General features: G+C 64.5%; 23 protein-coding genes and 1 tRNA gene. 19 read left to right on the forward strand and 5 right to left on the reverse strand.

The genetic code is table 11. The features are described from left to right. Window positions 1-5: 5 nt before the first annotated feature. Together tatB and tatC are read left to right on the forward strand one after the other, a co-directional pair. Window positions 6-545 carry a Sec-independent protein translocase protein TatB gene (tatB, locus tag DTA15_RS11545; RefSeq protein ID WP_006485331.1) on the forward strand — a complete coding sequence of 180 codons (540 nt, stop codon included), beginning with the start codon at window positions 6-8 and terminating at the stop codon, window positions 543-545. Window positions 546-586: 41 nt separating this feature from the next. Beyond that, a complete protein-coding gene (gene tatC / locus DTA15_RS11550; RefSeq protein ID WP_006485341.1) occupies window positions 587-1,375 on the forward strand; it encodes a twin-arginine translocase subunit TatC in 789 nt (262 codons plus the stop codon). Between the two features lie 209 nt (window positions 1,376-1,584). Here tatC and DTA15_RS11555 read toward each other — a convergent pair whose 3' ends face one another. Then, window positions 1,585-2,790 (reverse strand): S1C family serine protease, encoded by a 1,206-nt coding sequence (locus tag DTA15_RS11555; protein WP_006485345.1) that lies wholly within the window; start codon window positions 2,788-2,790, stop codon window positions 1,585-1,587. A 21-nt stretch (window positions 2,791-2,811) separates the two neighbouring features. On the opposite strand from DTA15_RS11555, the gene DTA15_RS11560 reads away from it, so the two are divergent. The 8 genes from DTA15_RS11560 to DTA15_RS11595 all read left to right on the forward strand — a co-directional run bounded on the left by DTA15_RS11560 (window position 2,812) and on the right by DTA15_RS11595 (window position 8,510). Continuing rightward, window positions 2,812-3,558: a Nif3-like dinuclear metal center hexameric protein gene (locus tag DTA15_RS11560; RefSeq protein ID WP_006485336.1), complete on the forward strand. Its 747-nt coding sequence runs from the start codon at window positions 2,812-2,814 to the stop codon at window positions 3,556-3,558. A gap of 218 nt (window positions 3,559-3,776) precedes the next feature. Continuing rightward, window positions 3,777-4,397, forward strand: coding sequence for a ubiquinol-cytochrome c reductase iron-sulfur subunit (petA, locus tag DTA15_RS11565; protein ID WP_006491868.1), 621 nt, complete (start codon window positions 3,777-3,779; stop codon window positions 4,395-4,397). After that, complete coding sequence (locus DTA15_RS11570; RefSeq protein WP_006485333.1) at window positions 4,397-5,779, forward strand: cytochrome b; 1,383 nt, start codon at window positions 4,397-4,399, stop codon at window positions 5,777-5,779. The genes petA and DTA15_RS11570 overlap by 1 nt, the downstream gene beginning before the upstream one ends. Before the next feature lie 21 nt (window positions 5,780-5,800). Next, window positions 5,801-6,559 carry a cytochrome c1 gene (locus DTA15_RS11575; protein ID WP_006477108.1) on the forward strand — a complete coding sequence of 253 codons (759 nt, stop codon included), beginning with the start codon at window positions 5,801-5,803 and terminating at the stop codon, window positions 6,557-6,559. A gap of 94 nt (window positions 6,560-6,653) precedes the next feature. After that, entirely contained in the window at window positions 6,654-7,265 is a 612-nt protein-coding gene (locus DTA15_RS11580; protein WP_006400565.1) for a glutathione S-transferase N-terminal domain-containing protein, read from the forward strand. Between the two features lie 71 nt (window positions 7,266-7,336). Continuing rightward, window positions 7,337-7,858: a ClpXP protease specificity-enhancing factor gene (locus DTA15_RS11585; RefSeq protein WP_006485328.1), complete on the forward strand. Its 522-nt coding sequence runs from the start codon at window positions 7,337-7,339 to the stop codon at window positions 7,856-7,858. A gap of 18 nt (window positions 7,859-7,876) precedes the next feature. Further along, a tRNA-Thr gene (locus DTA15_RS11590) sits at window positions 7,877-7,952 on the forward strand. A gap of 354 nt (window positions 7,953-8,306) precedes the next feature. Then, window positions 8,307-8,510, forward strand: coding sequence for a hypothetical protein (locus DTA15_RS11595; RefSeq protein ID WP_006485326.1), 204 nt, complete (start codon window positions 8,307-8,309; stop codon window positions 8,508-8,510). A 109-nt stretch (window positions 8,511-8,619) separates the two neighbouring features. Here the strand turns inward: DTA15_RS11595 and DTA15_RS11600 are convergent, their stop codons facing one another. Next, window positions 8,620-9,420 (reverse strand): transporter substrate-binding domain-containing protein, encoded by an 801-nt coding sequence (locus DTA15_RS11600; RefSeq protein WP_006485337.1) that lies wholly within the window; start codon window positions 9,418-9,420, stop codon window positions 8,620-8,622. A 281-nt stretch (window positions 9,421-9,701) separates the two neighbouring features. On the opposite strand from DTA15_RS11600, the gene DTA15_RS11605 reads away from it, so the two are divergent. Further along, window positions 9,702-10,019 carry a DUF7716 domain-containing protein gene (locus tag DTA15_RS11605; RefSeq protein WP_006485338.1) on the forward strand — a complete coding sequence of 106 codons (318 nt, stop codon included), beginning with the start codon at window positions 9,702-9,704 and terminating at the stop codon, window positions 10,017-10,019. A gap of 81 nt (window positions 10,020-10,100) precedes the next feature. Beyond that, window positions 10,101-10,436 (forward strand): immunity protein Imm33 domain-containing protein, encoded by a 336-nt coding sequence (locus DTA15_RS11610; RefSeq protein ID WP_006485334.1) that lies wholly within the window; start codon window positions 10,101-10,103, stop codon window positions 10,434-10,436. Between the two features lie 113 nt (window positions 10,437-10,549). On the opposite strand, the gene icmH is transcribed toward DTA15_RS11610, so the two are convergent. From icmH to tssJ, 3 genes are all read right to left on the reverse strand, one after another. Further along, complete coding sequence (icmH, locus tag DTA15_RS11615; RefSeq protein ID WP_006491869.1) at window positions 10,550-11,332, reverse strand: type IVB secretion system protein IcmH/DotU; 783 nt, start codon at window positions 11,330-11,332, stop codon at window positions 10,550-10,552. Continuing rightward, window positions 11,329-12,675 carry a type VI secretion system baseplate subunit TssK gene (tssK, locus tag DTA15_RS11620; protein ID WP_006477098.1) on the reverse strand — a complete coding sequence of 449 codons (1,347 nt, stop codon included), beginning with the start codon at window positions 12,673-12,675 and terminating at the stop codon, window positions 11,329-11,331. Before tssK ends, icmH begins: the two co-directional genes overlap by 4 nt. Before the next feature lie 105 nt (window positions 12,676-12,780). After that, window positions 12,781-13,380, reverse strand: coding sequence for a type VI secretion system lipoprotein TssJ (gene tssJ, locus DTA15_RS11625; RefSeq protein WP_006485335.1), 600 nt, complete (start codon window positions 13,378-13,380; stop codon window positions 12,781-12,783). 386 nt (window positions 13,381-13,766) lie between these two features. Between tssJ and DTA15_RS11630 the strand changes: the two genes are divergently transcribed. The 7 genes from DTA15_RS11630 (at window position 13,767) to tssG (ending at window position 20,559) form a co-directional block, all read left to right on the forward strand. Continuing rightward, entirely contained in the window at window positions 13,767-14,393 is a 627-nt protein-coding gene (locus tag DTA15_RS11630) for a tetratricopeptide repeat protein (RefSeq protein ID WP_012492309.1), read from the forward strand. Between the two features lie 46 nt (window positions 14,394-14,439). Continuing rightward, window positions 14,440-14,955, forward strand: coding sequence for a type VI secretion system contractile sheath small subunit (gene tssB, locus DTA15_RS11635; protein ID WP_006484395.1), 516 nt, complete (start codon window positions 14,440-14,442; stop codon window positions 14,953-14,955). A gap of 15 nt (window positions 14,956-14,970) precedes the next feature. Next, window positions 14,971-16,461, forward strand: coding sequence for a type VI secretion system contractile sheath large subunit (gene tssC, locus DTA15_RS11640; protein WP_006484397.1), 1,491 nt, complete (start codon window positions 14,971-14,973; stop codon window positions 16,459-16,461). 70 nt (window positions 16,462-16,531) lie between these two features. Then, window positions 16,532-17,035, forward strand: coding sequence for an Hcp family type VI secretion system effector (locus tag DTA15_RS11645; RefSeq protein WP_006477093.1), 504 nt, complete (start codon window positions 16,532-16,534; stop codon window positions 17,033-17,035). A 62-nt stretch (window positions 17,036-17,097) separates the two neighbouring features. Continuing rightward, window positions 17,098-17,583 (forward strand): type VI secretion system baseplate subunit TssE, encoded by a 486-nt coding sequence (gene tssE / locus DTA15_RS11650; protein WP_006477092.1) that lies wholly within the window; start codon window positions 17,098-17,100, stop codon window positions 17,581-17,583. 76 nt (window positions 17,584-17,659) lie between these two features. Next, window positions 17,660-19,495: a type VI secretion system baseplate subunit TssF gene (gene tssF / locus DTA15_RS11655; protein WP_006484396.1), complete on the forward strand. Its 1,836-nt coding sequence runs from the start codon at window positions 17,660-17,662 to the stop codon at window positions 19,493-19,495. Then, the gene (tssG, locus tag DTA15_RS11660) at window positions 19,459-20,559 is read left to right on the forward strand and encodes a type VI secretion system baseplate subunit TssG (RefSeq protein ID WP_006484394.1); all 1,101 of its coding nucleotides are present in this window, start codon (window positions 19,459-19,461) and stop codon (window positions 20,557-20,559) included. The genes tssF and tssG overlap by 37 nt, the downstream gene beginning before the upstream one ends. Window positions 20,560-20,585: the final 26 nt, after the last annotated feature.

The following is a 20,585-nucleotide window of genomic DNA, read 5'->3' on the forward strand; positions in this document are numbered from 1 at the left end:
TCGCGATGCTGGATCTCGGTCTTTCGAAGATGGCGCTGATCGGCGTCGTCGCGCTCGTGGTGCTCGGCCCCGAGCGCCTGCCGCGCGTCGCGCGCACGGCAGGCGCGCTGTTCGGCCGCGCGCAGCGGTACATCAACGACGTGAAGGCCGAGGTCTCGCGCGAAATCGAACTCGACGCGCTGCGGACGATGAAGACCGATTTCGAATCGGCCGCGCGCAATGTCGAGACGACGATTCACGACAACTTGCGCGAGCACGAGAAGGCACTGAACGACACGTGGCATTCCGCGGTCGGCGGTCTTGACGGGGCTGCCGGCGACGCCGGGTCCGTCGGTTCCCCCGGTTCCGATACGCCCGCGGCGCCGTCGTGGCGCGGCAGTTCGGCCGCGCTTGCGCCGAAGCGTCGCAACTGGCGCATCAAGCAGGCGGCGACGCCCGTCTGGTACAAGCGCGCGACGACCCGTCGCACGCACGTGCAGTCGGGCGCCGCGCGTGTCGCGCGTCATCAGCCGGCCAGCCTGCGCCGGCCGACGCGCTTCTTCTGAGTCGAGCGCATGCTCGCTCGTCAATCCTACCGAGGGCCGGTGTGAGCGACCCCCAGCAGAACCCGGGCGACGCCCCGGAAGAAACCTTCATTTCCCATCTCGTCGAGCTTCGCGATCGCATCATTCGCGCGGGGTTGGCCGTGATCGTCGTGTTCCTCGGGCTCGTCTACTGGGCGCCGGACATCTTCAAGCTGCTCGCGCGGCCGCTGATGGACAACCTGCCGAAAGACGGCAAGATGATCGTCACCGACGTCACCGGCTCGTTCTTCGTGCCGATGAAGGTCACGATGCTCGTCGCGCTCGTGATCGCGCTGCCGATCGTGCTGTACCAGATCTGGGCGTTCGTCGCGCCGGGGCTGTACCAGCACGAGAAGAAGCTCGTCGCGCCGCTCGTCGGCAGCAGCTACTTCCTGTTCCTGTGCGGGATGGCGTTCGCGTACTTCCTCGTGTTCCCGACGATCTTCCGCGTGATGGCGCACTACAACGCGCCGCTCGGGGCCGAGATGACGACCGACATCGACAACTACCTGAGCTTCGTGCTCGGGATGTTCATCGCGTTCGGGGTCACGTTCGAGGTGCCGATCGTCGTCGTGCTGCTCGTCCGGATGGGCGTGCTGTCCCTGAAGAAGCTGAAGGAGATGCGGCCGTACGTGATCGTCGGCGCATTCGTGGTCGCGGCGGTCGTCACGCCGCCGGACGTGTTTTCGCAACTGATGCTGGCGCTGCCGCTCGTCGTGCTGTTCGAGATCGGGCTGCTGGCCGCACGGTTCTTCGTGCCGAAGAAGCCGGCCGAAGAGGGCGAGGCGGGGAACGGCGAAGCCGCGGGTTGACGGCGCGGCGCCGGGCGGCTTTCCGGTCAAGCTGGAGGGGCCGGTACCTGCTGCGGTTGGCTCCGGCCAGCGCGTGCCCACGCCGCCTTCGCGGCACCCGACATCGTTTTGAAGCAAAGCAAAAGGGCAGCCAGCCGGCTGCCCTTTTCCATTTCCGCGGCGCATCACGACGCGTCGCAACCGGCAGGCGGCGCGCCGCCTGCCCAGCCTCATTCGCTATCGCTGTCCTGCTCGTCGAGCGTCTGCTTCGGCGGCGGCGGGCGCTTGCCGATCACGATGTTCACGTCGAACTGCTTGCCCTTGCGTACGACGTGCACCTTGGTCGGTGTGCCCGGCTTGATCTGCGCGACGACGTTCAGCAGCTTCGTGGTGTCGGTGATGTCCTCGCCGTTGACGCTCACCAGGATGTCGCCCGGCTTGATGCCGGCCTTGTCGGCCGGGCCGCCCTGCAGCACGCCCGCGACGATCGCGCCCGATTTCTGCTGGAGCCCGAACGACTCGGCGATCTCCGGCGTGACGTCCTGCGGCTCGACGCCGATCCAGCCGCGCGTGACCGAGCCCGTCGTGATGATGCTTTCGAGCACCGTGCGCGCGGTCGAAACCGGAATCGCGAAACCGATGCCGAGCGAGCCGCCGGAGCGCGAGTAGATCGCCGTGTTGATGCCGAGCAGGTTGCCGTTCACGTCGACCAGCGCGCCGCCGGAGTTGCCGGGGTTGATCGGCGCGTCGGTCTGGATGAAGTTCTCGAACGTGTTGATGCCGAGGTGGTTGCGGCCGAGCGCGCTGATGATCCCCATCGTGACCGTCTGGCCGACGCCGAACGGGTTGCCGATCGCAAGCACGACGTCGCCGACGCGCGACTGGTCGGAGCGGCCGAGCGTGATCGTCGGCAGGTTCGTCATGTTGATCTTGAGCACGGCGAGATCGGTTTCGGGATCGCTGCCGATCACCTTCGCGGTGGCCGTGCGGCCGTCGGCGAGCGCGACTTCGATCTGGTCGGCGCCGTCCACGACGTGCTGGTTCGTTAGAATGTAACCTTCCGGGCTCACGATAACGCCCGAGCCGAGGTTGGCGGCCGGCTCGTCCTGCTGCTTGCGGGCGTTGCGGTCGCCGAAGAAGTAACGGAACAGCGGATCCTTCGCGCGCGGGTCGGGCGGCAGCGAGCCGTCCTTGCTGGAGAACACGTTGACGACGGCCGGCATCGCCTTCTGCGCGGCTTCGGCATACGACGTGGTCGCCGGTGCGCCGCCGATGCCTGGCGCGACTTCCCGCAGCGCGACGATCGGCGTGGCAAGCTGCTTGCCGAGCTGTCCTTGCCGTTGCAGCCATTGCGGCTTGAGCGTCACGACGATGAACATCAGCGCGAGCAGTACGGTCACCGCCTGCGCGAAGAACAGCCAGAAGCGTCTAAGCATCTGAATGGATTAGAGGTTTATATGGATCGGATCGAACTTGAATTGTACTTGAACAATACCCTTGAAACCGCGCGCTTCAAGGACTATTGCCCGAACGGCCTGCAGGTCGAGGGGCGCCGCAAGATCGAGAAGATCGCCACCGGCGTGACGGCGTCGGTCGCCTTCCTCGAAGCCGCGCTCGAATGGGGTGCGGATGCCGTGCTCGTCCATCACGGCTATTTCTGGCGCAACGAGGCGCCGCAGATCACCGGCCGCAAGTATCAGCGCCTGAAGCTGCTGCTCGCGAACGACCTGAACCTGTTCGCGTTCCACCTGCCGCTCGACGCGCATCCCGAATTCGGCAACAACGCGCAGCTCGGCGAAAAGCTCGGCCTGATCGGCGAGCAGCGGTTCGGCGAAGGCGATCTCGGCTGGATGGCGACGCTGCCGATGCCCGTCACGCTCGAGCACTTCGTCGCGAAGGTCGAGAACACGCTGGGCCGCACGCCGCTCGTGCTCGGCGATCCGGACACGCAGTTGCGCCGCATCGCGTGGTGCACGGGCGCCGCGCAGAGCTATTTCGACGCGGCGATCGACGCCGGCGCGGACGTGTTCCTGACCGGCGAGGTGTCCGAGTCGACCACCCACGCGGCGGCGGAGAGCGGCGTCGCGTTCGTTGCGGCGGGGCACCATGCGACCGAGCGCTACGGGATCCAGGCGCTTGGGCGCCACTTGTCCGAAGAATTCGATCTCGAACACCTTTTTATCGATATTCATAATCCGGTCTGAGCACCGGATTTGCGGCAGTGCATCGAAATTTCACAATGTAGCATCCGCTTAAAAGTGAAATGATTTAATCGCTCCGATAGTGGGGGATAACCCTTAACTATCAATCACTTCGAAGGGATTTTCATCTCCGGGCCTTGTAAATGGCGACTCCATTCGAGCAAACTAGCGGCGGAATGGAAAGTCGTGACGGAAAATCCAACTCAGAAGTGGGGCGTGTGATGCGAGACAAGGAAGAGAAACGCGTCGACAGCGGCCGCCGTACCTGGCTGATTGCGACATCCGTAGCAGGTGGCGTAGGAGGCGTAGCCACCGTCATACCTTTCGCGGCGTCGCTTGCGCCGTCCGCGAAAGCGAAAGCGGCCGGTGCGCCGGTCGAGGTCGACATCAGCGGCCTGAAGCCCGGCGAAATGGTCACCGTGCCGTGGCGCGGCAAGCCGGTCTGGATCCTGAATCGCACCGATTCGATGCTGGCCGACGTGGTCAAGGCCGACAAGGAAGTGGCCGATCCGGCCACGAAATCCCCGTATTCGATGCCGTTGCCCGCGTATTGCGCCAACGAATATCGGTCGCGGGCCGATCGCAAGAACATTCTCGTCGTGATGGCCGTGTGTACGCACCTCGGCTGCACGCCTAGCCAACGCTTCACGCCGGGTCCGCAGCCGAACCTGCCGGACGACTGGCCGGGCGGTTTCCTGTGCCCGTGCCACGGTTCGACCTACGACCTCGCCGGCCGTGTGTTCAAGAACAAGCCGGCGCCTCAGAATCTCGACATCCCGCCCTACATGTTCACGTCGGCGACGACCCTCGTGATCGGCAAGGACGAGAAAGGAGAAGCGTGATGGCCGCCGACAACAAGGAAGTCTCCACCACAGGTTTCACCGGCTGGATCGACCAGCGCTTCCCGCTCACGTCCACCTGGAAGAAGCACGTATCCGAGTATTACGCGCCGAAGAACTTCAACTTCTGGTACTTCTTCGGCTCCCTCGCGCTGCTGGTGCTCGTCAACCAGATCGTCACGGGCATCTTCCTGACGATGAACTACAAGCCCGACTCGATGCTCGCGTTCGCGTCGGTCGAGTACATCATGCGCGAGGTGCCGTGGGGCTGGCTGATCCGATACATGCACTCGACCGGTGCATCGATGTTCTTCGTGGTCGTCTACCTGCACATGTTCCGCGGGCTGCTGTACGGTTCGTACCGCAAGCCGCGCGAGCTCGTGTGGATCTTCGGCTGCGCGATCTTCCTGTGCCTGATGGCCGAAGCGTTCTTCGGCTACCTGTTGCCGTGGGGCCAGATGTCGTTCTGGGGCGCGCAGGTGATCGTGAACCTGTTCTCGGCGATCCCGTTCGTCGGCCCGGACCTGTCGCTGTGGATTCGCGGCGACTACGTCGTGTCCGACGTCACGCTGAACCGCTTCTTCGCGTTCCACGTGATCGCGATTCCGCTGGTGCTGGTCGGCCTCGTCGTCGCCCACCTGGTCGCGCTGCACGAAGTGGGGTCGAATAACCCCGACGGCATCGAGATCAAGGCGAAGAAGGACGAGAACGGCATTCCGCTCGACGGCATCCCGTTCCACCCGTACTACTCGGTCCACGATTTCCTCGGCGTGTGCGTGTTCCTGATGGTGTTCGCGCTGATCGTGTTCTTCTCGCCGGAGATGGGCGGCTACTTCCTCGAGGCGAACAACTTCGTCCCGGCGAACCCGCTGCAGACGCCGCCCGAGATCGCGCCGGTCTGGTACTTCACCGCGTTCTACGCGATGCTGCGCGCGACCACCGACCCGTTCAAGATCGTGCTGATGATCGTGATCGCGCTGCTCGGCGTGCTCGCGCTGATCCGCGCGCGCGGCAAGTGGAAGGTCGGGCTGCCGGTGCTGGCGGCGGCGATCGTCGTGTTCATGTACCTGACGGAGTCGAAGTTCTGGGGCGTCGTCGTAATGGGCTCGGCGGTGATCTCGCTGTTCTTCCTGCCGTGGCTCGACCGCAGCCCGGTGAAGTCGATCCGCTACCGGCCGCTGTTCCACAAGGTGTTCCTCGGGATCTTCGTCGCGGCGTTCCTGACCCTCGCGTTCCTCGGCACGCGGCCGCCCTCGCCGGCGGCGACGCTGATCGCGCAGTTCTGCGCGTTGATCTACTTCGCGTTCTTCCTCGGCATGCCCGTCTGGACGCCGCTTGGCACGTTCAAGCAGCCGCCGGAGCGGGTGCGCTTCAAGCCCCATTAACGTGAGCGAGGAGAGAACGACATGAAGAAACTGCTTTCGACACTCGCGCTGATCGGGGCGACCGCCTGTGCGCTGCTGGCGGCGCCGGCCGTGCGGGCGGAGGGTAATTTTCCGCTCGACCGGGCGCCCGATAACACGGAAAATCTCGTTTCGCTTCAGCACGGCGCGCAATTGTTTGTAAACTATTGCCTGAACTGCCACAGCGCGAACCTGATGCGCTACAACCGTCTGACGGATCTGGGCATATCCCAGAAGGAGATCGAAACGAATCTCCTGTTCACGACCGACAAGGTCGGGAACACGATGTCCGTTGCGATGCGGCCCGACGACGCGAAGAACTGGCTCGGCACCACGCCGCCCGACCTGTCGGTCGAGGAGCGCGCGCGCGGCCGCGACTGGCTGTACACGTATCTGCGGAGCTTCTACCGCGACGATACGCGGCCGACCGGCTGGAACAACGCGGTGTTCGAGAACGTCGGCATGCCCCATGTGTTGTGGCAGCTGCAGGGGCAGCGCGTTGCCAAATTCGAAGACAAGACGGACGAGGAGACGGGCGAGAAGGCCCACGTGCTCGTCGGCTTCCAGCAGGTCACGCCGGGCACGCTCTCGTCGCCCGACTACGATGCTGCGGTCGCCGACCTGGTGGCCTATATGACATGGATGTCCGAGCCGGCCCAGCAGACCCGCAAGCGCCTCGGCGTGTGGGTGCTGATCTTTCTCGGTGTCCTGACTTTCCTGGCCTGGCGGCTGAATGCCGCGTACTGGAAAGATATCAAGTAAACACGCCTGACCGGCGTGGGGCCGGCGCAAGGCGGAACCCGTGAAAGGGGTTGCGCCGCGTGCCGGCCCTCGGCTTTTTTGAGGAAACGCAAATATGATGGTTCTGTATTCCGGCACAACTTGCCCGTTCTCCCAGCGTTGCCGGCTGGTGCTGTTCGAGAAGGGCATGGACTTCGAAATCCGCGACGTCGACCTGTTCAACAAGCCGGAAGACATTTCGGTGATGAACCCGTACGGTCAGGTGCCGATCCTGGTCGAGCGCGACCTGATCCTGTACGAATCGAACATCATCAACGAGTACATCGACGAGCGCTTCCCGCATCCGCAACTGATGCCGGCCGACCCGGTGCAGCGCGCCCGTGCGCGCCTGTTCCTGCTCAACTTCGAGAAGGAACTGTTCGTCCACGTCAGCACGCTCGAGAACGAGAAGGGCAAGGCGGCGGAGAAGAATCACGAGAAGGCCCGCCTCGCGATCCGCGATCGCCTGACGCAACTCGCGCCGATCTTCGTGAAGAACAAGTACATGCTCGGCGAAGAGTTCTCGATGCTCGACGTCGCGATCGCACCGCTGCTGTGGCGCCTGGATCACTACGGCATCGAGCTGTCGAAGAACGCCGCGCCGCTGATGAAGTACGCCGAACGGATCTTCAGCCGTCCGGCCTACATCGAAGCACTGACGCCGTCCGAAAAGGTCATGCGTCGTTAATGTTGCAATGAAGGCATGACGGAGCGGGTGGCGCGGCGTGCCGCGCGCCCGTTCCGGGTTCGAGGATTGTGATGCAAGAGATTTCAACGAAGCCTTATCTGCTGCGCGCGTTGTACGAGTGGTGCACCGATAACGGTTACACGCCGCATATCGCGGTGAGGGTCGACAACTCGACGCGCGTGCCGCGTCAGTTCGTGCGTGACGGCGAGATCGTGCTCAACATCAGCTTCGAGGCGACGAGCCAGTTGCAGATGGGCAACGAGTGGATCGAGTTCACGGCCCGGTTCTCCGGGAAGGCGCACAAGATCGAGATTCCGGTGGCCAACGTGCTCGCGATCTATGCGCGCGAGAACGGGCAGGGCATGGCGTTCCAGGTCGATGCGGTCGCGGGCGAAGGCGAGGATTCGGGCGCGTTCGACGATGATGCCGCGCAAGCCGATGACGCGCAGCGCGACGAGTCCGTCTCGCCGTTGGCGCCGGTCGCCGATAGCGGTGCGAACGAGGAGCCGTCCGAAGGGGCCGACGAACCGCCGAAAACCGACGGCGACGGCTCGAAAGGCGGCAGCAGACCTCGCCTCAAGATCGTGAAATGAGGTAGAATCTCGCGCTACGCCGGCTTAGCTCATCTGGTAGAGCAGTTGATTTGTAATCATCAGGTGGCGGGTTCGAGTCCTGCAGCCGGCACCAAATCCGAAAAAGGGTTACGGAGTTTTCCGTAACCCTTTTTTCGTTCATGGAGTCGCGCGCCGCGATGGCGCGGGCGCCATCGCCATCCCCATCCCCATCCCCATCCCCATCCCCATCCCCCTTTTCTCGTCACACCCGCGTCACGCTGCACCGCTAACGTTGCACGCTCCCGTCGCGGCAGTATTGTCGCGATCGGGGTGTACGTGACCGCGTCCGACGCCGTGCCCGCGTCGCGCAGGCTCACCCGGGATCTCGCTCCCGTCAGCGCATTGGCTGCTGCCTCGCATCCATTCCATTCGAAAACGCGATCGACGTCGATCAAACTGCATCGCGTACGGTCAGGAGACACGAACCATGCTGAGCCCGCATGAATTCTCGATGCTGTTGCGCATTGCGCGTGCGCCCGACAGTGTCGACCTCGCGAACCCTGCCTTTGCCGTGCTCGTCGAAAAGCGGCTGGTCGACGACGCGCAGGTGCGCATGAATGCGATAGCGGCGCGCCCGGCGCTGACGCCGATCGGCCAGTTGCTGCTCGCCCGCTTCGACGAGGCGGCCTGAAGGAAAAAGGAAAAGGGGAAGAAGGGAAGAAGGCGAGGAGAACGCTGCAACTGCGCGTCACGCCTTCGCCGCAGCGAAAACGTGACGCATTGAACACGCGCCGAACCGCTTACTGCGCGACCGGCACCGTCACGTCGCTGCCGAACCAGTGCGTCGAGATCTTCTTCAGCGTGCCGTCCTTGCGCAGCGACTCGAGTGCGTCGTTGATCGCCTTCTCGAACTTCGGATTACCCTTGCGGAACGGGATCGCCATTTCCTGCTTGCCGCCGTTCAGCACCGCCCCCGCGCGCAGCGGCAGGTTCGACGTCTTGATCATGTACGGCAGCATCAGGCGGTCGTCGAGCGTCGCCTCGATCCGGCCCGCGGCGAGGTCGCGCAACTTCTCCGGTGCGCCCGGATACGTCTGCACCTCGATGCCGGGCACGGTGCGCGCCATCTGGTCGTAGTTGGTGCCGAGCGTCACGCCGAGCTTCTTGCCCTTGAAATCGTCGAGCGACTTGAAGTTGCGCGTGTCGTCCTTGCGCTGAATCAGTTGCGCGGCCGAGTACGTGTACGGCTCGCTGAAGTCGAGCGCTTCCTTGCGCTGCGGCGTGATCGTGACCTGGTTGACGATCACGTCGAACTTGCCGGCCTGCAGCCCGGCGATGATGCCGCTCCATTCGGTCGGGATGAACTGCGTCTTCACGCCGAGCTTGCCGGCAACGGCGTTCGCGACGTCGACGTCGAAGCCCTCGAGCTGGCCGGACGTGCCGCGGGAGTTGAACGGCGGATACGTGCCTTCGAGGCCGACGCGCAGCACGCCGGCTTTCTTCACGGAATCGAGCAGGTCTTCCGCATGGGCGGCGACGGCCGTGAAGCCGAGGGCCGACGCGAGCAGGAGGCCCGACAGCAGGAACTTCGAACGTTTCATCGCAGATCTCCAGGGTTCAGTATCGTGGGGTGAGCGCCGGGTATCGGTCGGACCCGGGGCCGGCCGGAATGCGGGCACGTAGACACTACTCGCAACCGCGCCGCGCCGGAAGTCGAATTGGCCCTGATTGCAATCGATTTCACCGCGAACGAGTGACGCGATGCGTCATCTGACGCGCGCCGGGAGGCGGGCGGGCGAGGAATTGGCATAATCACGGCCTGCCGCGGGTGGCTCGCGGCCGATGCAACGCAATCATCAATCCGGATCCCACCGCAATACTCATGTCGACCGACTCCCCGACCGCAGCGTCGCTCCACCATATTCTCGAACGTCCCGGCGATTTCTCCGGGTGGCTTTACCTGCCGCCGATGCCGTGGACGCTCGACACCGAGGGGGCGTTCCTCGAAGACGCCGATGACGCGGAAGCCGACGTTGCGCCCGCCATCGCGGCCCAACCCGGCTGGAAAGCCACGCTCGACAGCGCGACGATCGAGGACATCGTGATCAACGCACACGATCAGGTCGACGAGCCGAGCGTCGCACAATTGCTGGACGCGTTTGTCTTCTACGTCGAGAACGACGCGTTTATCCTGTTCTGATGCTGCGCCGCCGGCACGGCGCCGATCCACGGTTATGCTGGCAACCTGGCTGACTCGCTGCACGGCAGAAAGGAAATGAACATGGCCGACGATCCGGCAGCATTGCGCACGCAACAGGAAGCGCTTTGCGCACGCCACGGCCTGCAGGCCGTCGAACCCGAAGAGATGGTTGCCGTCGCGATGTCGACGCTCGGGCGCATGCCGATCTACGGCACGCGTATCGCGCTATCCGAAGGCGACAACGTCAGCTGGTTCTTCCACTGCGGCGAATACTCGGACGCCGACGATTTCTATCAGCCGCTGCATGCGGCGCACCTGTCGACCTATTTGCCGTCGGTTCTCCCTTATCTGCGGCTGCCGCCCGGCGCGCGTTTCATCATCGACGCCGCCGGCTACGAAGACATCTGGATGGCGTGACGCATCGGCACGCGATCGATCTTTTTCAGTTGTCCAGATAAAGCGGGCAAAACAAAAAAGGACCGCCAGGCGGTCCTTTTCTCATGAAGCGGCGATCGAAAATCGTGTGCCGGTTACGGCAACGAGATCGTCAGGTTGGCCGACTCCGGCCCGACCTTGATCACCTGCGAATACGGCGCGAGCGCTTGCAGCGTCTTGTCCTTCAGGTACGTGTTGAGCCCGAGGTACCCGAGCAGCGCCACCAGCGCGAACACGGTCCCGATCGCCCACACCGGCACCTCGCGCTTCAAGCGGTGCGCGATCTGGTCCGGCAGCGGCCAGTGCGGCGCGAACGGCGCGCGCTTGCCCTTCATGTGCGCGATCTCGTCGCCCAGCCGCGCGGTCAGGTACGCGAGCTTTTCCGGCCCTTCGAGCAGGTACTTGCCCTGGAACCCGAGCAGCAGGCACATATGGAACACCTCGAGCGACTGCAGCCGTGCCGCACCCTGCGCACGACCTTCCTCGAGATACTGGAAGAACTTCTCGCCGGCGAGCTGCTCGCCGAACAACACGAGCTGCAGCGGCCGGCGTTCCCAGTCCGCGCGGATCTTGAACTGCGACGACAGCACCATCTCGTCGATGGCCGCGCAGAACGCGAACTTCGCGCCGTACACGTCCTCGGCGGCGATATTCAGCTTCTTCGCGCCGCGCTCGAAATCCGACAGGAATTCCTGGATCCGCGTGCTGAACTCGCTGGCGCTGTCCGGCTCCCGTCCGTTCTTGAGCAGGAACAGCATGAAGAACCCGTCGTACAGCAAATCGAGCAGCGAACGGGCCTGGAACGCGGAGTCCGTCGACGCCGGGGTATGCAGCGGTGCCGGCGCGTTGTCGCCGAACAAGGAAGGCGCGTAGCTCATGATGTGACCGCGATCAGTTCGAATTTCAGGTCATTGATGCCAGTCGGCGCGTAGATCATCGCGGACTGGGCCTGCAGCATGCGCTCGTACAGCGGGCTGCGCGAATCGAGCGCGAAGTAGCACGCGCCGGGGCGCACCGGAATCGCGGGCGGCACCTGCGGCGTGTACGACAGCCGCACGCCGGGCATCGCCGACAGCACGAGCTTGTCGACGTCGTCCGGCGCGCCGACCTTGAAGCGGGCCGGCACCGCATCGACGAGCTCGACGCTCGGCATGTCCGCGGACACTGCGAGGTAGAACTCGGTCTTGTCGTCGATCTTGCCGGAATCGAGGCGGCCGAGGTGGAACGACGGGCGCACCTCGTCGAGCGTGATCGCGAAATAGCGCGTCGAGATCACGGTGTCGAGCAGTTCGCGCAGCATCAGGTCGAGACGCGCGAAGCTCGGGCCCGGATCGTCGTGGCGGTACACGGGCAGGTCGGCGAGCGTATAGCCCTTCGAGAACGTCATCAACTGGCCGGCGAGGCGCAGCAGCTCCTGGAACAGCCGCTCCGGATGCAGCGCCGCATGCTGGTGCAGGTGCGCGAGCGTCGCGAATGCGGCGTTCGCCGTGTGCAGCAGCCAGAACGACGCGATGTCGCCCGAGCGGAACTCGATGATGTTCTTCGACGGCTCGCGGTGAAAGCCGTACAGCGCGTTCACCTTCGCCTGCAGCGCGTCGACCAGCTGGCGCAGCCGCTGGTGCAGGATCGGCGACGCTTCGATCGCGAGGCACGGCGGCACGAAGCTGTCGTCGATCTCGAAGCCGGACGTCGCGGTGCGGCGCACGCGTACGAGCGGCACCGACAGCAGCTGGTCGCGCGGCTCGCTGTGCGCGATCAGCTTGACCTGCGTCTTCAGGAACGTGATGTCGGCTTCGGCGGCGTCGGTGAAGTTGTCGGCGACGCTCGTCTGCTCGCTGACGAACCGCGTCATGAAGCCGGCGGCCGGATCGTCGCTGTAGTTGGTGCCGTTCTCGCGCAGCGGGTGCAGCGCGAGATAGAACACGAATTCGTTGATGCCGTCGGGCAACGTATCCAGTGCGATCGGCGGCGGCAGGTCGTCGGCCTGCGGCGCGGCATACAGCGCGCCGTCCGGGAACACGAGCGCGAGTTCGGCCACCCGCAGCACGTTGCTGCCGAGCGCGTCGCGGTCGATGCGCACCGAGCGCACGCCCCAGTTGTATGGCTGGATCGCCTGGATGGACTCGAACAGGCGCGCCTCGTGGTACGCGTCCTGCCGCTGAAAGTGTTGAGGCCGGAGGAACAGCCCTTCCCCCCACAGCACCTTGGCCGAATAACTCATGTCAAATCCGGTTAATGTGGCGTTTGCGATGTAATCGATTTGGTCGTGCCCGAATTAAATCGCCAAGTGTGTTAACTCTTGTTAATTGACATTCGTGCGTCATGTTTAACCGCAGGAGACCGAAGACAGCATATTCAGCGGTTGCGAAGGCGCACCCTGTTGCGGTGCGATGACCGTGCCGTCGGTGACCGTCATCGCGCAATTATGCAGGCCGATGATTATGCCGGATTTCTCCGACTTCACCGGATCGAACGTCAGTTTCCAGCGTTGCAGTGCGGGATCGCGGAACAGCGCGACAATGCCGAATGCCTGCGCTTCGCGCGATACCTTCTCGGTTGCCGTATAGCGCTGGCCCGGAATCAGCGTGATTTCACGCACGTTCAGCAGATCGGCGCCGAGTGCGGTTTTTTCCTTGGCCGGGTCGGTAAATGCGTCGAACGGCGCTTGCTGGAACGAGGTCGGGTCTTTCAGCGCATAGAGGCGCACGACGAGCGCAAGCGGCTTGTTGTCGGTCGCGGCATTCAGGTTCGGTGCGGCGGCCAGCGTGAGGCCTATGTTGCGCGGCGGCTTCTGCGCGTCGGGCACCTCGGGCTTGCCGATGCCGGCCGCGGACATCACGGCGCTCGCGGCCGAGCCGAGCAGCGGAGCGGCCGCGCATCCGGCCAGAAGGGCGCACGCAAGCAGCGGCAGCGCGTAGCGAATCATGGACGATCTCATCGTTTTTTCCGGCGTGCCGCCTTTATCCCTGTCAAAACTGCCGGGATATTGCCGCGTTCGCTGCGTATCCCCGACATTGCACCGTTCAACTATTAAGCACGCCCGCGTCAGGCGAGCATCCGGAAATTTTTTCCGCCATCCGGGCGGCGCGTCGTGCAACCAGTAAAACTTGCGCATTCCGGTCGAAAGAAAAACCGCTGCGAGCCCGCAGCGAGCGGCCATTCGAGGGGGTAGCGCCCGGTTTTAAAAGGAATTACTCTTCACACGACGATTGAATTATGAAAAATTGATCGGTACTATACCCGCGCGCTTCTTGCAAAGCAAAAGAACCAGATTCTCAACGATTTAAAACTCACGCGCCGGTGGATATAACGATGAAAGACCGTCTCTTCGCAAAACTGTCTGGGGTAGTGGTGGCTTGCGGCGTGATCGCCGGTTGTGCGAGCCAGCCTCCCGCGCCGCCGACTGCGGAAGTGTTCAACAAGTCGCTGGCCGATGCAGACGCCGTCGCGAAGGCGGGGGGCCAGGACAAGGCGCTCGGCCTGTACCAGCAACTCGCGAAGTCGGACCCGACGCGCGAGGAACCGTGGTCGCGCATCGCGCAAATCCAGTTCGCACAAAACCATTACGGGCAGGCGATCGTCGCCGCCCAGGAAGCGCTGCAGCGCGACGCGACCGATCGTCAGGCGAAGAGCGTGCTGGCCGTCGCCGGCCTGCGGATCGCGACGCAGTCGCTCGGCGAGCTGCGCCAGGATGCATCGCTCGCGGGCGATGCGAAGTCCGACGCGCAGGCGCTCGCGAAGCAGTTGCGCGACACGCTCGGCGAATCGGCGCTGTTTCCGCCAGAAACCAAGATCGCGAAACCGCGCCCGCCGCGCCGCGTCGTCCATCGTGCGAAGGCCGCGGCCGCGCCGGCGGCCGAAGCGGCCGCGAGCGCCGCCCCGACGCCGCCCGCGGCGCAAAAGGGCAGCGCGGATCCGTTCGGCGCACTGCGCAACTGAAACCGCAACTGACGCGATAACCACAACTAACCTGGGAGCCGTCGAGATGGCCAAGAAAGAAAGCATTCAGAAAAGCTTGCAGAAAATACGGCCGCCGCGCGTCCAGCTGACCTACGAGGTCGAGAAGGGCGATGCGATCGAGGTGAAGGAACTGCCGTTCGTCGTCGGGGTCGTCGGCGATCTGGCGGGCCAGTCCGAAATCGAGCAGCCGAAGCTGCGCGACCGCAAGTTCGTCAATATCGACCGCGACAATTTCGACGACGTGATGAAGGCGATCGAGCCGCGCGCCGCGTTCCAGGTGGAAAACCGCCTGAGCCCGGAAGGCGGCAAGTTCGCGGTCGACCTGAAGTTCCGCTCGCTGTCGGATTTCAGCCCGGACGAAGTCGTCGAACAGGTCGAGCCGCTGCGCCGCCTGCTCGAGGCGCGCTCGAAGCTCGCCGACCTGCGCAACAAGCTCGCCGGCAACGACAAGCTCGAGGATCTGCTGTCCGAGGTGCTGAAGAACACGCAGCAGCTGCAGGAGCTCGCGAAGGGCACCGGCGGCGACAAAGACGGCGAATGACGACGGAGTGTTGAGATGAACCAGCAAACGGCTGCGGCCCAAGCGAGCGGCGCGGAATACGCCGCCGGGACTTCGTTGCTCGACGACATCGTCGAGAAGAGCAAGGTCGCGAAATCCGATTCCGAGCATGCGCGCGCGAAGGACCTGATCGGCGAACTCGTGCACCAGGTGCTCGACGGCACGGTGATCGTGTCGGACAACCTGTCGGCCACGATCGATGCGCGCGTCGCGGAACTCGACCGCCTGATTTCCACGCAGCTTTCCGCGGTGATGCACGCGCCGGAATTCCAGCGCCTCGAAAGCACGTGGCGCGGGCTGGACTATCTGGTCAAGGAAAGCAACACGGGCCAGACGATCAAGATCAAGGCGCTGCACGCACCGAAGCGCGACCTCGTGCGCGATTTCAAGGGCGCGAGCGAGTTCGACCAGAGCGCGCTGTTCAAGAAGGTCTACGAAGAGGAATTCGGCACGTTCGGCGGTTCGCCGTTCGGTGCGCTGATCGGCGATTACGAGATCTCGCGCCAGCCGGAAGACATGTATTTCATCGAGCAGATGTCGCACGTCGCGGCGGCCGCGCATGCGCCGTTCATCGCGTCGGCGTCGCCGGAGCTGCTCGGCCTCGAGTCGTTCTCCGACCTCGGCAAGCCGCGCGACCTCGGCAAGGTGTTCGACACCGTCGAATACGCGAAGTGGAAATCGTTCCGCGACGCCGAGGATTCCCGCTACGTCGGCCTGACGCTGCCGCGCTTCCTCGGCCGCCTGCCGTTCAATCCGAAGGACGGCCAGACCGCGGAGAACTTCAACTTCGTCGAGGACGTCGACGGCACCGACCACGACAAGTACCTGTGGTGCAACGCGGCATGGGCCTTCGCGGCACGCCTGACGGCCGCGTTCGACGACTTCGGCTGGTGCGCGGCGATCCGCGGCGTCGAAGGCGGTGGCCTCGTCGAGGATCTGCCGACCCACACGTTCAAGACCGACGACGGTGAAGTCGCGCTGAAGTGCCCGACCGAAATCGCGATCACCGATCGCCGCGAGAAGGAGCTGAGCGACCTCGGCTTCATCCCGCTCGTCCATTGCAAGAACTCAGATTACGCCGCGTTCTTCGCTGCGCAGTCGGTGCAGAAGCCGAAAAAGTACAGCACCGACAGCGCGAATGCGAACGCCGTCCTGTCCGCCCAGCTTCAGTACATCTTCTCGGTATCGCGCGTCGCGCACTACCTGAAGGCGATGATGCGGGACAAGATCGGCAGCTTCGCATCGGCGCAGAACGTGGAGACTTTCCTCAACCGGTGGATTTCGCAGTACGTCCTGCTCGACGACAACGCCTCGCAGGAACAGAAAGCGCAATTCCCGCTGCGCGAGGCATCCATACAAGTGTCGGAGATTCCGGGCAAGCCGGGCTCGTATCGTTCGGTCGCGTTCCTGCGTCCGCACTTTCAGCTCGACGAACTCTCGATTTCTCTGCGACTTGTCGCTGATCTGCCCAAACCGGCAAATTCATAAGCGAGTAAATCGCCCGGGCGGGCCGCCTGGGTAGGACGTTAAAACCACCTCTTTGGGGAGTCGAAGGGCCATGTTACATATGCACTTGCAGTTTGGTAGTCCCGCGGTGAAGGGCGAATCCGCGGACAAGGACCATCAGGGCTGGATCGAACTGAAATCGTGGGATCACTCGATCGTTCAGCCGCGTTCGGCAACCGCATCGACCGCTGGCGGTCACACGATGACGCGTTGCGAGCACGGCGACATGATCTTCACGAAGGAAATCGATTCGTCGAGCCCGCTGCTGTACCAGCACGCTTCGGGCGGTACCACGTTCGACGAAGTGACGGTCCATTTCTCGCGCGCGGACGGTGAAGGCAAGCGCGTGCAGTATCTGGAAGTCAAGCTCAAATACGTGATCATCTCGAGCATCGCCCCGAGCGTCCGCGAGGAAGGTCTGCCCCTCGAGACGTTCTCGCTGAAGTACGCAGCCGTGCAGTGGAAGCAAACCCAGCAGAAGATCGGCGGCAACCAGGGCGGCAACACGCAAGGCGCCTGGAGCCTGACGAAGAACGACAAGACCTACGCGGTCTAAGGTCGGTTGCGGCAACGGGGCGCTCGGCGTCCCGTTGCCGTTTTCGCTGTCAACACCGGCCGATGAAACGATTCGAACCCAGTTTTCTCGACAAGCTGTTCGACGACGAACCGCATCTGCCGGCCTCGGCCGCGATGCGGCAATTGTCGCTGGACGAGCTCAAGAACACGGTCGCCCGCGACGTCGAGGCGATCCTCAACACCCGTATCGCGCATACCGAGAACGAGCTGGCCGCGCTGCCGGAATGCCAGAAATCGGTGCTGACCTACGGGCTGAACGATTTCGCGGGGCTGAGCCTCGCGAGCCACTACGACCGCGCATTCATCTGCAAGTCGATCCAGCAGGCCATCGCGCGCCACGAGCCGCGCCTGCAGCAGGTGCAGGTGACGTTCGAGCTGAACGAGCAGGCCACCAACGCGCTGTACTTCGCGATCCAGGCGCTGCTCGTCGTGCACCCGGCCGAGGAGCCGGTGAGTTTCGACGCGATGCTGCAACCGTCGACGCTGCAGTATTCGGTCACGCGCGCACGCGCGGCACGCATGCAGTAAATCAAGCCGCCGAGCGGGCCGGACCGCCCGGTGGTGAATCAGGTCCGGCAGGAAATATTGAGGTTCGGGGTCGTCGATGGAAGAATTGCTGCCGTATTACGAACGCGAATTATCGTTTTTGCGGCGCTATTCGCGAGATTTCGCCGAACGCTATCCGAAGATCGCCGCGCGCCTCGCGCTGTCCGGCGAGCATTGCGAGGATCCGCACGTCGAGCGGATGATCGAGTCGTTCGCGCTGCTCGGCGCGCGCATCAACAAGAAGCTCGACGACGACTACCCCGAATTCACCGAAGCGCTGCTGGAAGTGCTGTATCCGCACTACCTGCGGCCGTTCCCGTCGTGTTCGATCGCGCAGTTCACGCCGGCTTCGCCCGGCCAGCAGACCGAACCGGTCGTGATCGAGCGCGGCACCGAGCTGAAGAGCCGTCCGATCCGCGGCGTGCAATGCCGGTTCCGTACCGCCTACGACGTGACGCTCGCGCCGATCCGCATCTCGGAAGCACGCTATACGCCGGTCGCGCTCGCGCCGAGCGCGACGGTGCTGCCGTCGAACGCGACGGGCGTGATCTCGATCACGTTCGAATCGCTCGCCGCGCAGCTCGATCTCGGCGCGCTGAAGCTGTCGACGCTGCGCGCGCACCTGCACGGCGAGCAGTCGTTCGTCGCCGCGCTCACCGACTGCCTGTTCGTCAACGTGCTCGGCGCGTACGTCGAGCCCGAACGCAACGGCCGCTGGACCGCGCTGCGCAAGCTGCCGATCGCGCAGGCCGGCTTCGCCGAGGACGACGCGCTGATCGACTATCCGGCGAAATCGCATCCCGCATACCGGCTGCTCACCGAATACTTCGCGTTCCCCGACAAGTTCGATTTCGTCGACTTCGACCTCGCGGCGATCGCGCGCGCGTCGGGCCGCTGCCAGCGCGCGACGCTGCATCTGGTGCTGCAGGACGTGCGCAGCGATTCGCACGTCGCGCGCCTGCTCGAATTGCTGATGGCGAGCCATTTCCGGCTGTTCTGCACGCCGATCGTGAACCTGTTCCGCCAGCACGGCGAGCCGATCCGCATCACGCACCGCGCGGTGTCGTATCCGGTGATCGCCGAGGCGCGGCGCGCGTTCGCGTACGAGGTGTACTCGATCGACTCGGTGAAGCTCGTCCGGCAGCAGGCGCACGAGGAATCGGTGATCGAGTTCCGGCCGTTCTATTCGCTGCATCACGGCGAAGCGGCGCGGATCGGCCACTACTGGTTCGCGCGGCGCAACGACTGGGTCGCACAGAAGAGCCCCGGCTACGAAACCGAGATCTCGATCGTCGACATCGACTTCGAGCCGACGTCGCCGCAGACCGACACGCTGAGCCTCGATCTCACCTGCACGAACCGCGACCTGCCTGCCATGCTGGCGTTCGGCCTCGAAGGCGGCGACCTGTTCCAGGAAGGCGGCGCGCAGACGAGCGGCATTTCGCTGCTGCGTCGCCCGACGCAGAGCGTGCGCTTCGAGCGCGGCCGCGCCGCGCACTGGCGGCTCGTGTCGCACCTCGCGCTCAACCACGTATCGCTCGTCGCGCACGGCCTCGCACCGCTGAAGGAAATGCTGACGCTGTACGACCTGCGACGCACGGCGGTGTCGATGCGCCAGATCGACGGCCTGGTCGGCGTCGAGCAGCGCGGCGCCGTGCAGTGGCTGCCCGGCAAGCCGTTCGCGACCTTCGTGCGCGGCATCGAGATCCGGCTGACGATCGACGAGGAACACTTCGTCGGCGCGAGCCTCGCGTCCTTCGTGCGCGTGCTCGACAGCTTCTTCGGGCTGTACGTCCACCTCAACAGTTTCGTTCAATTGGTCGTCGTGTCGAAGCGCACCGGCGAGGAGATCATTCGATGCAAGCCCCGAACCGGCGAATCGATCCTGGCGTAGTCGACGCGCTGCTCGACGAGCCGCACCGCTTCGAGTTCTTCCAGGCGGTGCGCGTGCTCGAGGGGCTGTTCGCGCGGCAGGCGTCGGATGCGCCCGGCGCATGGCGGCAGGGCGACGTGGTCGCGCAGCGCATCGCATTCCGCAACACGCTGTCGCTCGGCTTTCCGCCGAGCGAGATCGAAGGCGCGCGCTCGTTCGACGACGACGGCGCGTCGCTGAGTTCGGACGAGCAGCGCGGCGCCGCGCTGGCCGCCGGCGAGCTCGGCCGCGTCGAGCTGACGCCCGCGTTCTTCGGGCTGCTCGGCGGGCAAGGCGCGCTGCCGCTGCACTACACCGAGCAGATCGTCGCGCGCGAGCATCTGCGGCGCGACCATGCGGCGCGCGCGTTCTTCGACGTGTTCTCGAACCGCGCGACCGCGCTGTTCTACGCGGCGTGGAAGAAATACCGGCTGCCGTTCCACTACGAGCTCGACCGCGACGAGCGCTACCTGCCGCTGTTGCTCGCGATCGCGGGCGTGCCGAGCGACGAGGTGCGCGACAGCCTCGCGGCCGGCGCGGGCGGTGTGCTCGACGAGGCCGTGGCCGGCTACGCGCTCGCCGCGCGGCACCGGCCGATGTCGGCCGCCTACCTGCAGCGCACGCTGTCCGATTACTTCCGCGTGCCGGTGAAGATCGACCAGTTCGTCGGCAAGTGGTACGACGTGCCGCCCGATCAGCTGAGCGTGCTCGGTGAAGTCAACGCGGTGCTCGGCGCGACGGCGCTCGTCGGCGAGCGCGTGTGGCAGCGCGACATGCGCGCGCGAATCGTCGTCGGCCCGCTGTCCAAGCGCGACTACGAGGCGTTCCTGCCCGGCGGCGCGCAGGCCGTCGCGCTCGAGCGGATGCTGACGCTGCTCGCCGGCGTCACGCTCGAATACGAGGTGAAGCTCGTGCTGAAGCGCACCGAGGTCGGCGCGAGCGTGCTCGGCGCGGGCTCGCGGCTCGGCTGGGATGCGTTCCTGTGCACGCGCGACGCGGCCGAGGACCGTTCGGACGCCCGCTACGAACTGCACGTGATTCACTGAGACCCTAACAACAACACGCAATCGAA

Origin of the sequence: Burkholderia cenocepacia, from assembly GCF_900446215.1 — a bacterium.
Lineage (GTDB): Bacteria > Pseudomonadota > Gammaproteobacteria > Burkholderiales > Burkholderiaceae > Burkholderia > Burkholderia cenocepacia.

What these genes read in the sequence shown, in the direction of transcription:
- tatB (WP_006485331.1), top strand. Translation starts at nt 6, where the DNA reads ATGCTGGATCTCGGTCTTTCGAAGATGGCGCTGATCGGCGTCGTCGCG.
- DTA15_RS11555 (WP_006485345.1), bottom strand. Translation starts at nt 2,790, where the DNA reads ATGCTTAGACGCTTCTGGCTGTTCTTCGCGCAGGCGGTGACCGTACTG.
- DTA15_RS11560 (WP_006485336.1), top strand. Translation starts at nt 2,812, where the DNA reads ATGGATCGGATCGAACTTGAATTGTACTTGAACAATACCCTTGAAACC.
- petA (WP_006491868.1), top strand. Translation starts at nt 3,777, where the DNA reads ATGCGAGACAAGGAAGAGAAACGCGTCGACAGCGGCCGCCGTACCTGG.
- DTA15_RS11570 (WP_006485333.1), top strand. Translation starts at nt 4,397, where the DNA reads ATGGCCGCCGACAACAAGGAAGTCTCCACCACAGGTTTCACCGGCTGG.
- DTA15_RS11575 (WP_006477108.1), top strand. Translation starts at nt 5,801, where the DNA reads ATGAAGAAACTGCTTTCGACACTCGCGCTGATCGGGGCGACCGCCTGT.
- DTA15_RS11580 (WP_006400565.1), top strand. Translation starts at nt 6,654, where the DNA reads ATGATGGTTCTGTATTCCGGCACAACTTGCCCGTTCTCCCAGCGTTGC.
- DTA15_RS11585 (WP_006485328.1), top strand. Translation starts at nt 7,337, where the DNA reads ATGCAAGAGATTTCAACGAAGCCTTATCTGCTGCGCGCGTTGTACGAG.
- DTA15_RS11595 (WP_006485326.1), top strand. Translation starts at nt 8,307, where the DNA reads ATGCTGAGCCCGCATGAATTCTCGATGCTGTTGCGCATTGCGCGTGCG.
- DTA15_RS11600 (WP_006485337.1), bottom strand. Translation starts at nt 9,420, where the DNA reads ATGAAACGTTCGAAGTTCCTGCTGTCGGGCCTCCTGCTCGCGTCGGCC.
- DTA15_RS11605 (WP_006485338.1), top strand. Translation starts at nt 9,702, where the DNA reads ATGTCGACCGACTCCCCGACCGCAGCGTCGCTCCACCATATTCTCGAA.
- DTA15_RS11610 (WP_006485334.1), top strand. Translation starts at nt 10,101, where the DNA reads ATGGCCGACGATCCGGCAGCATTGCGCACGCAACAGGAAGCGCTTTGC.
- icmH (WP_006491869.1), bottom strand. Translation starts at nt 11,332, where the DNA reads ATGAGCTACGCGCCTTCCTTGTTCGGCGACAACGCGCCGGCACCGCTG.
- tssK (WP_006477098.1), bottom strand. Translation starts at nt 12,675, where the DNA reads ATGAGTTATTCGGCCAAGGTGCTGTGGGGGGAAGGGCTGTTCCTCCGG.
- tssJ (WP_006485335.1), bottom strand. Translation starts at nt 13,380, where the DNA reads ATGATTCGCTACGCGCTGCCGCTGCTTGCGTGCGCCCTTCTGGCCGGA.
- DTA15_RS11630 (WP_012492309.1), top strand. Translation starts at nt 13,767, where the DNA reads ATGAAAGACCGTCTCTTCGCAAAACTGTCTGGGGTAGTGGTGGCTTGC.
- tssB (WP_006484395.1), top strand. Translation starts at nt 14,440, where the DNA reads ATGGCCAAGAAAGAAAGCATTCAGAAAAGCTTGCAGAAAATACGGCCG.
- tssC (WP_006484397.1), top strand. Translation starts at nt 14,971, where the DNA reads ATGAACCAGCAAACGGCTGCGGCCCAAGCGAGCGGCGCGGAATACGCC.
- DTA15_RS11645 (WP_006477093.1), top strand. Translation starts at nt 16,532, where the DNA reads ATGTTACATATGCACTTGCAGTTTGGTAGTCCCGCGGTGAAGGGCGAA.
- tssE (WP_006477092.1), top strand. Translation starts at nt 17,098, where the DNA reads ATGAAACGATTCGAACCCAGTTTTCTCGACAAGCTGTTCGACGACGAA.
- tssF (WP_006484396.1), top strand. Translation starts at nt 17,660, where the DNA reads ATGGAAGAATTGCTGCCGTATTACGAACGCGAATTATCGTTTTTGCGG.
- tssG (WP_006484394.1), top strand. Translation starts at nt 19,459, where the DNA reads ATGCAAGCCCCGAACCGGCGAATCGATCCTGGCGTAGTCGACGCGCTG.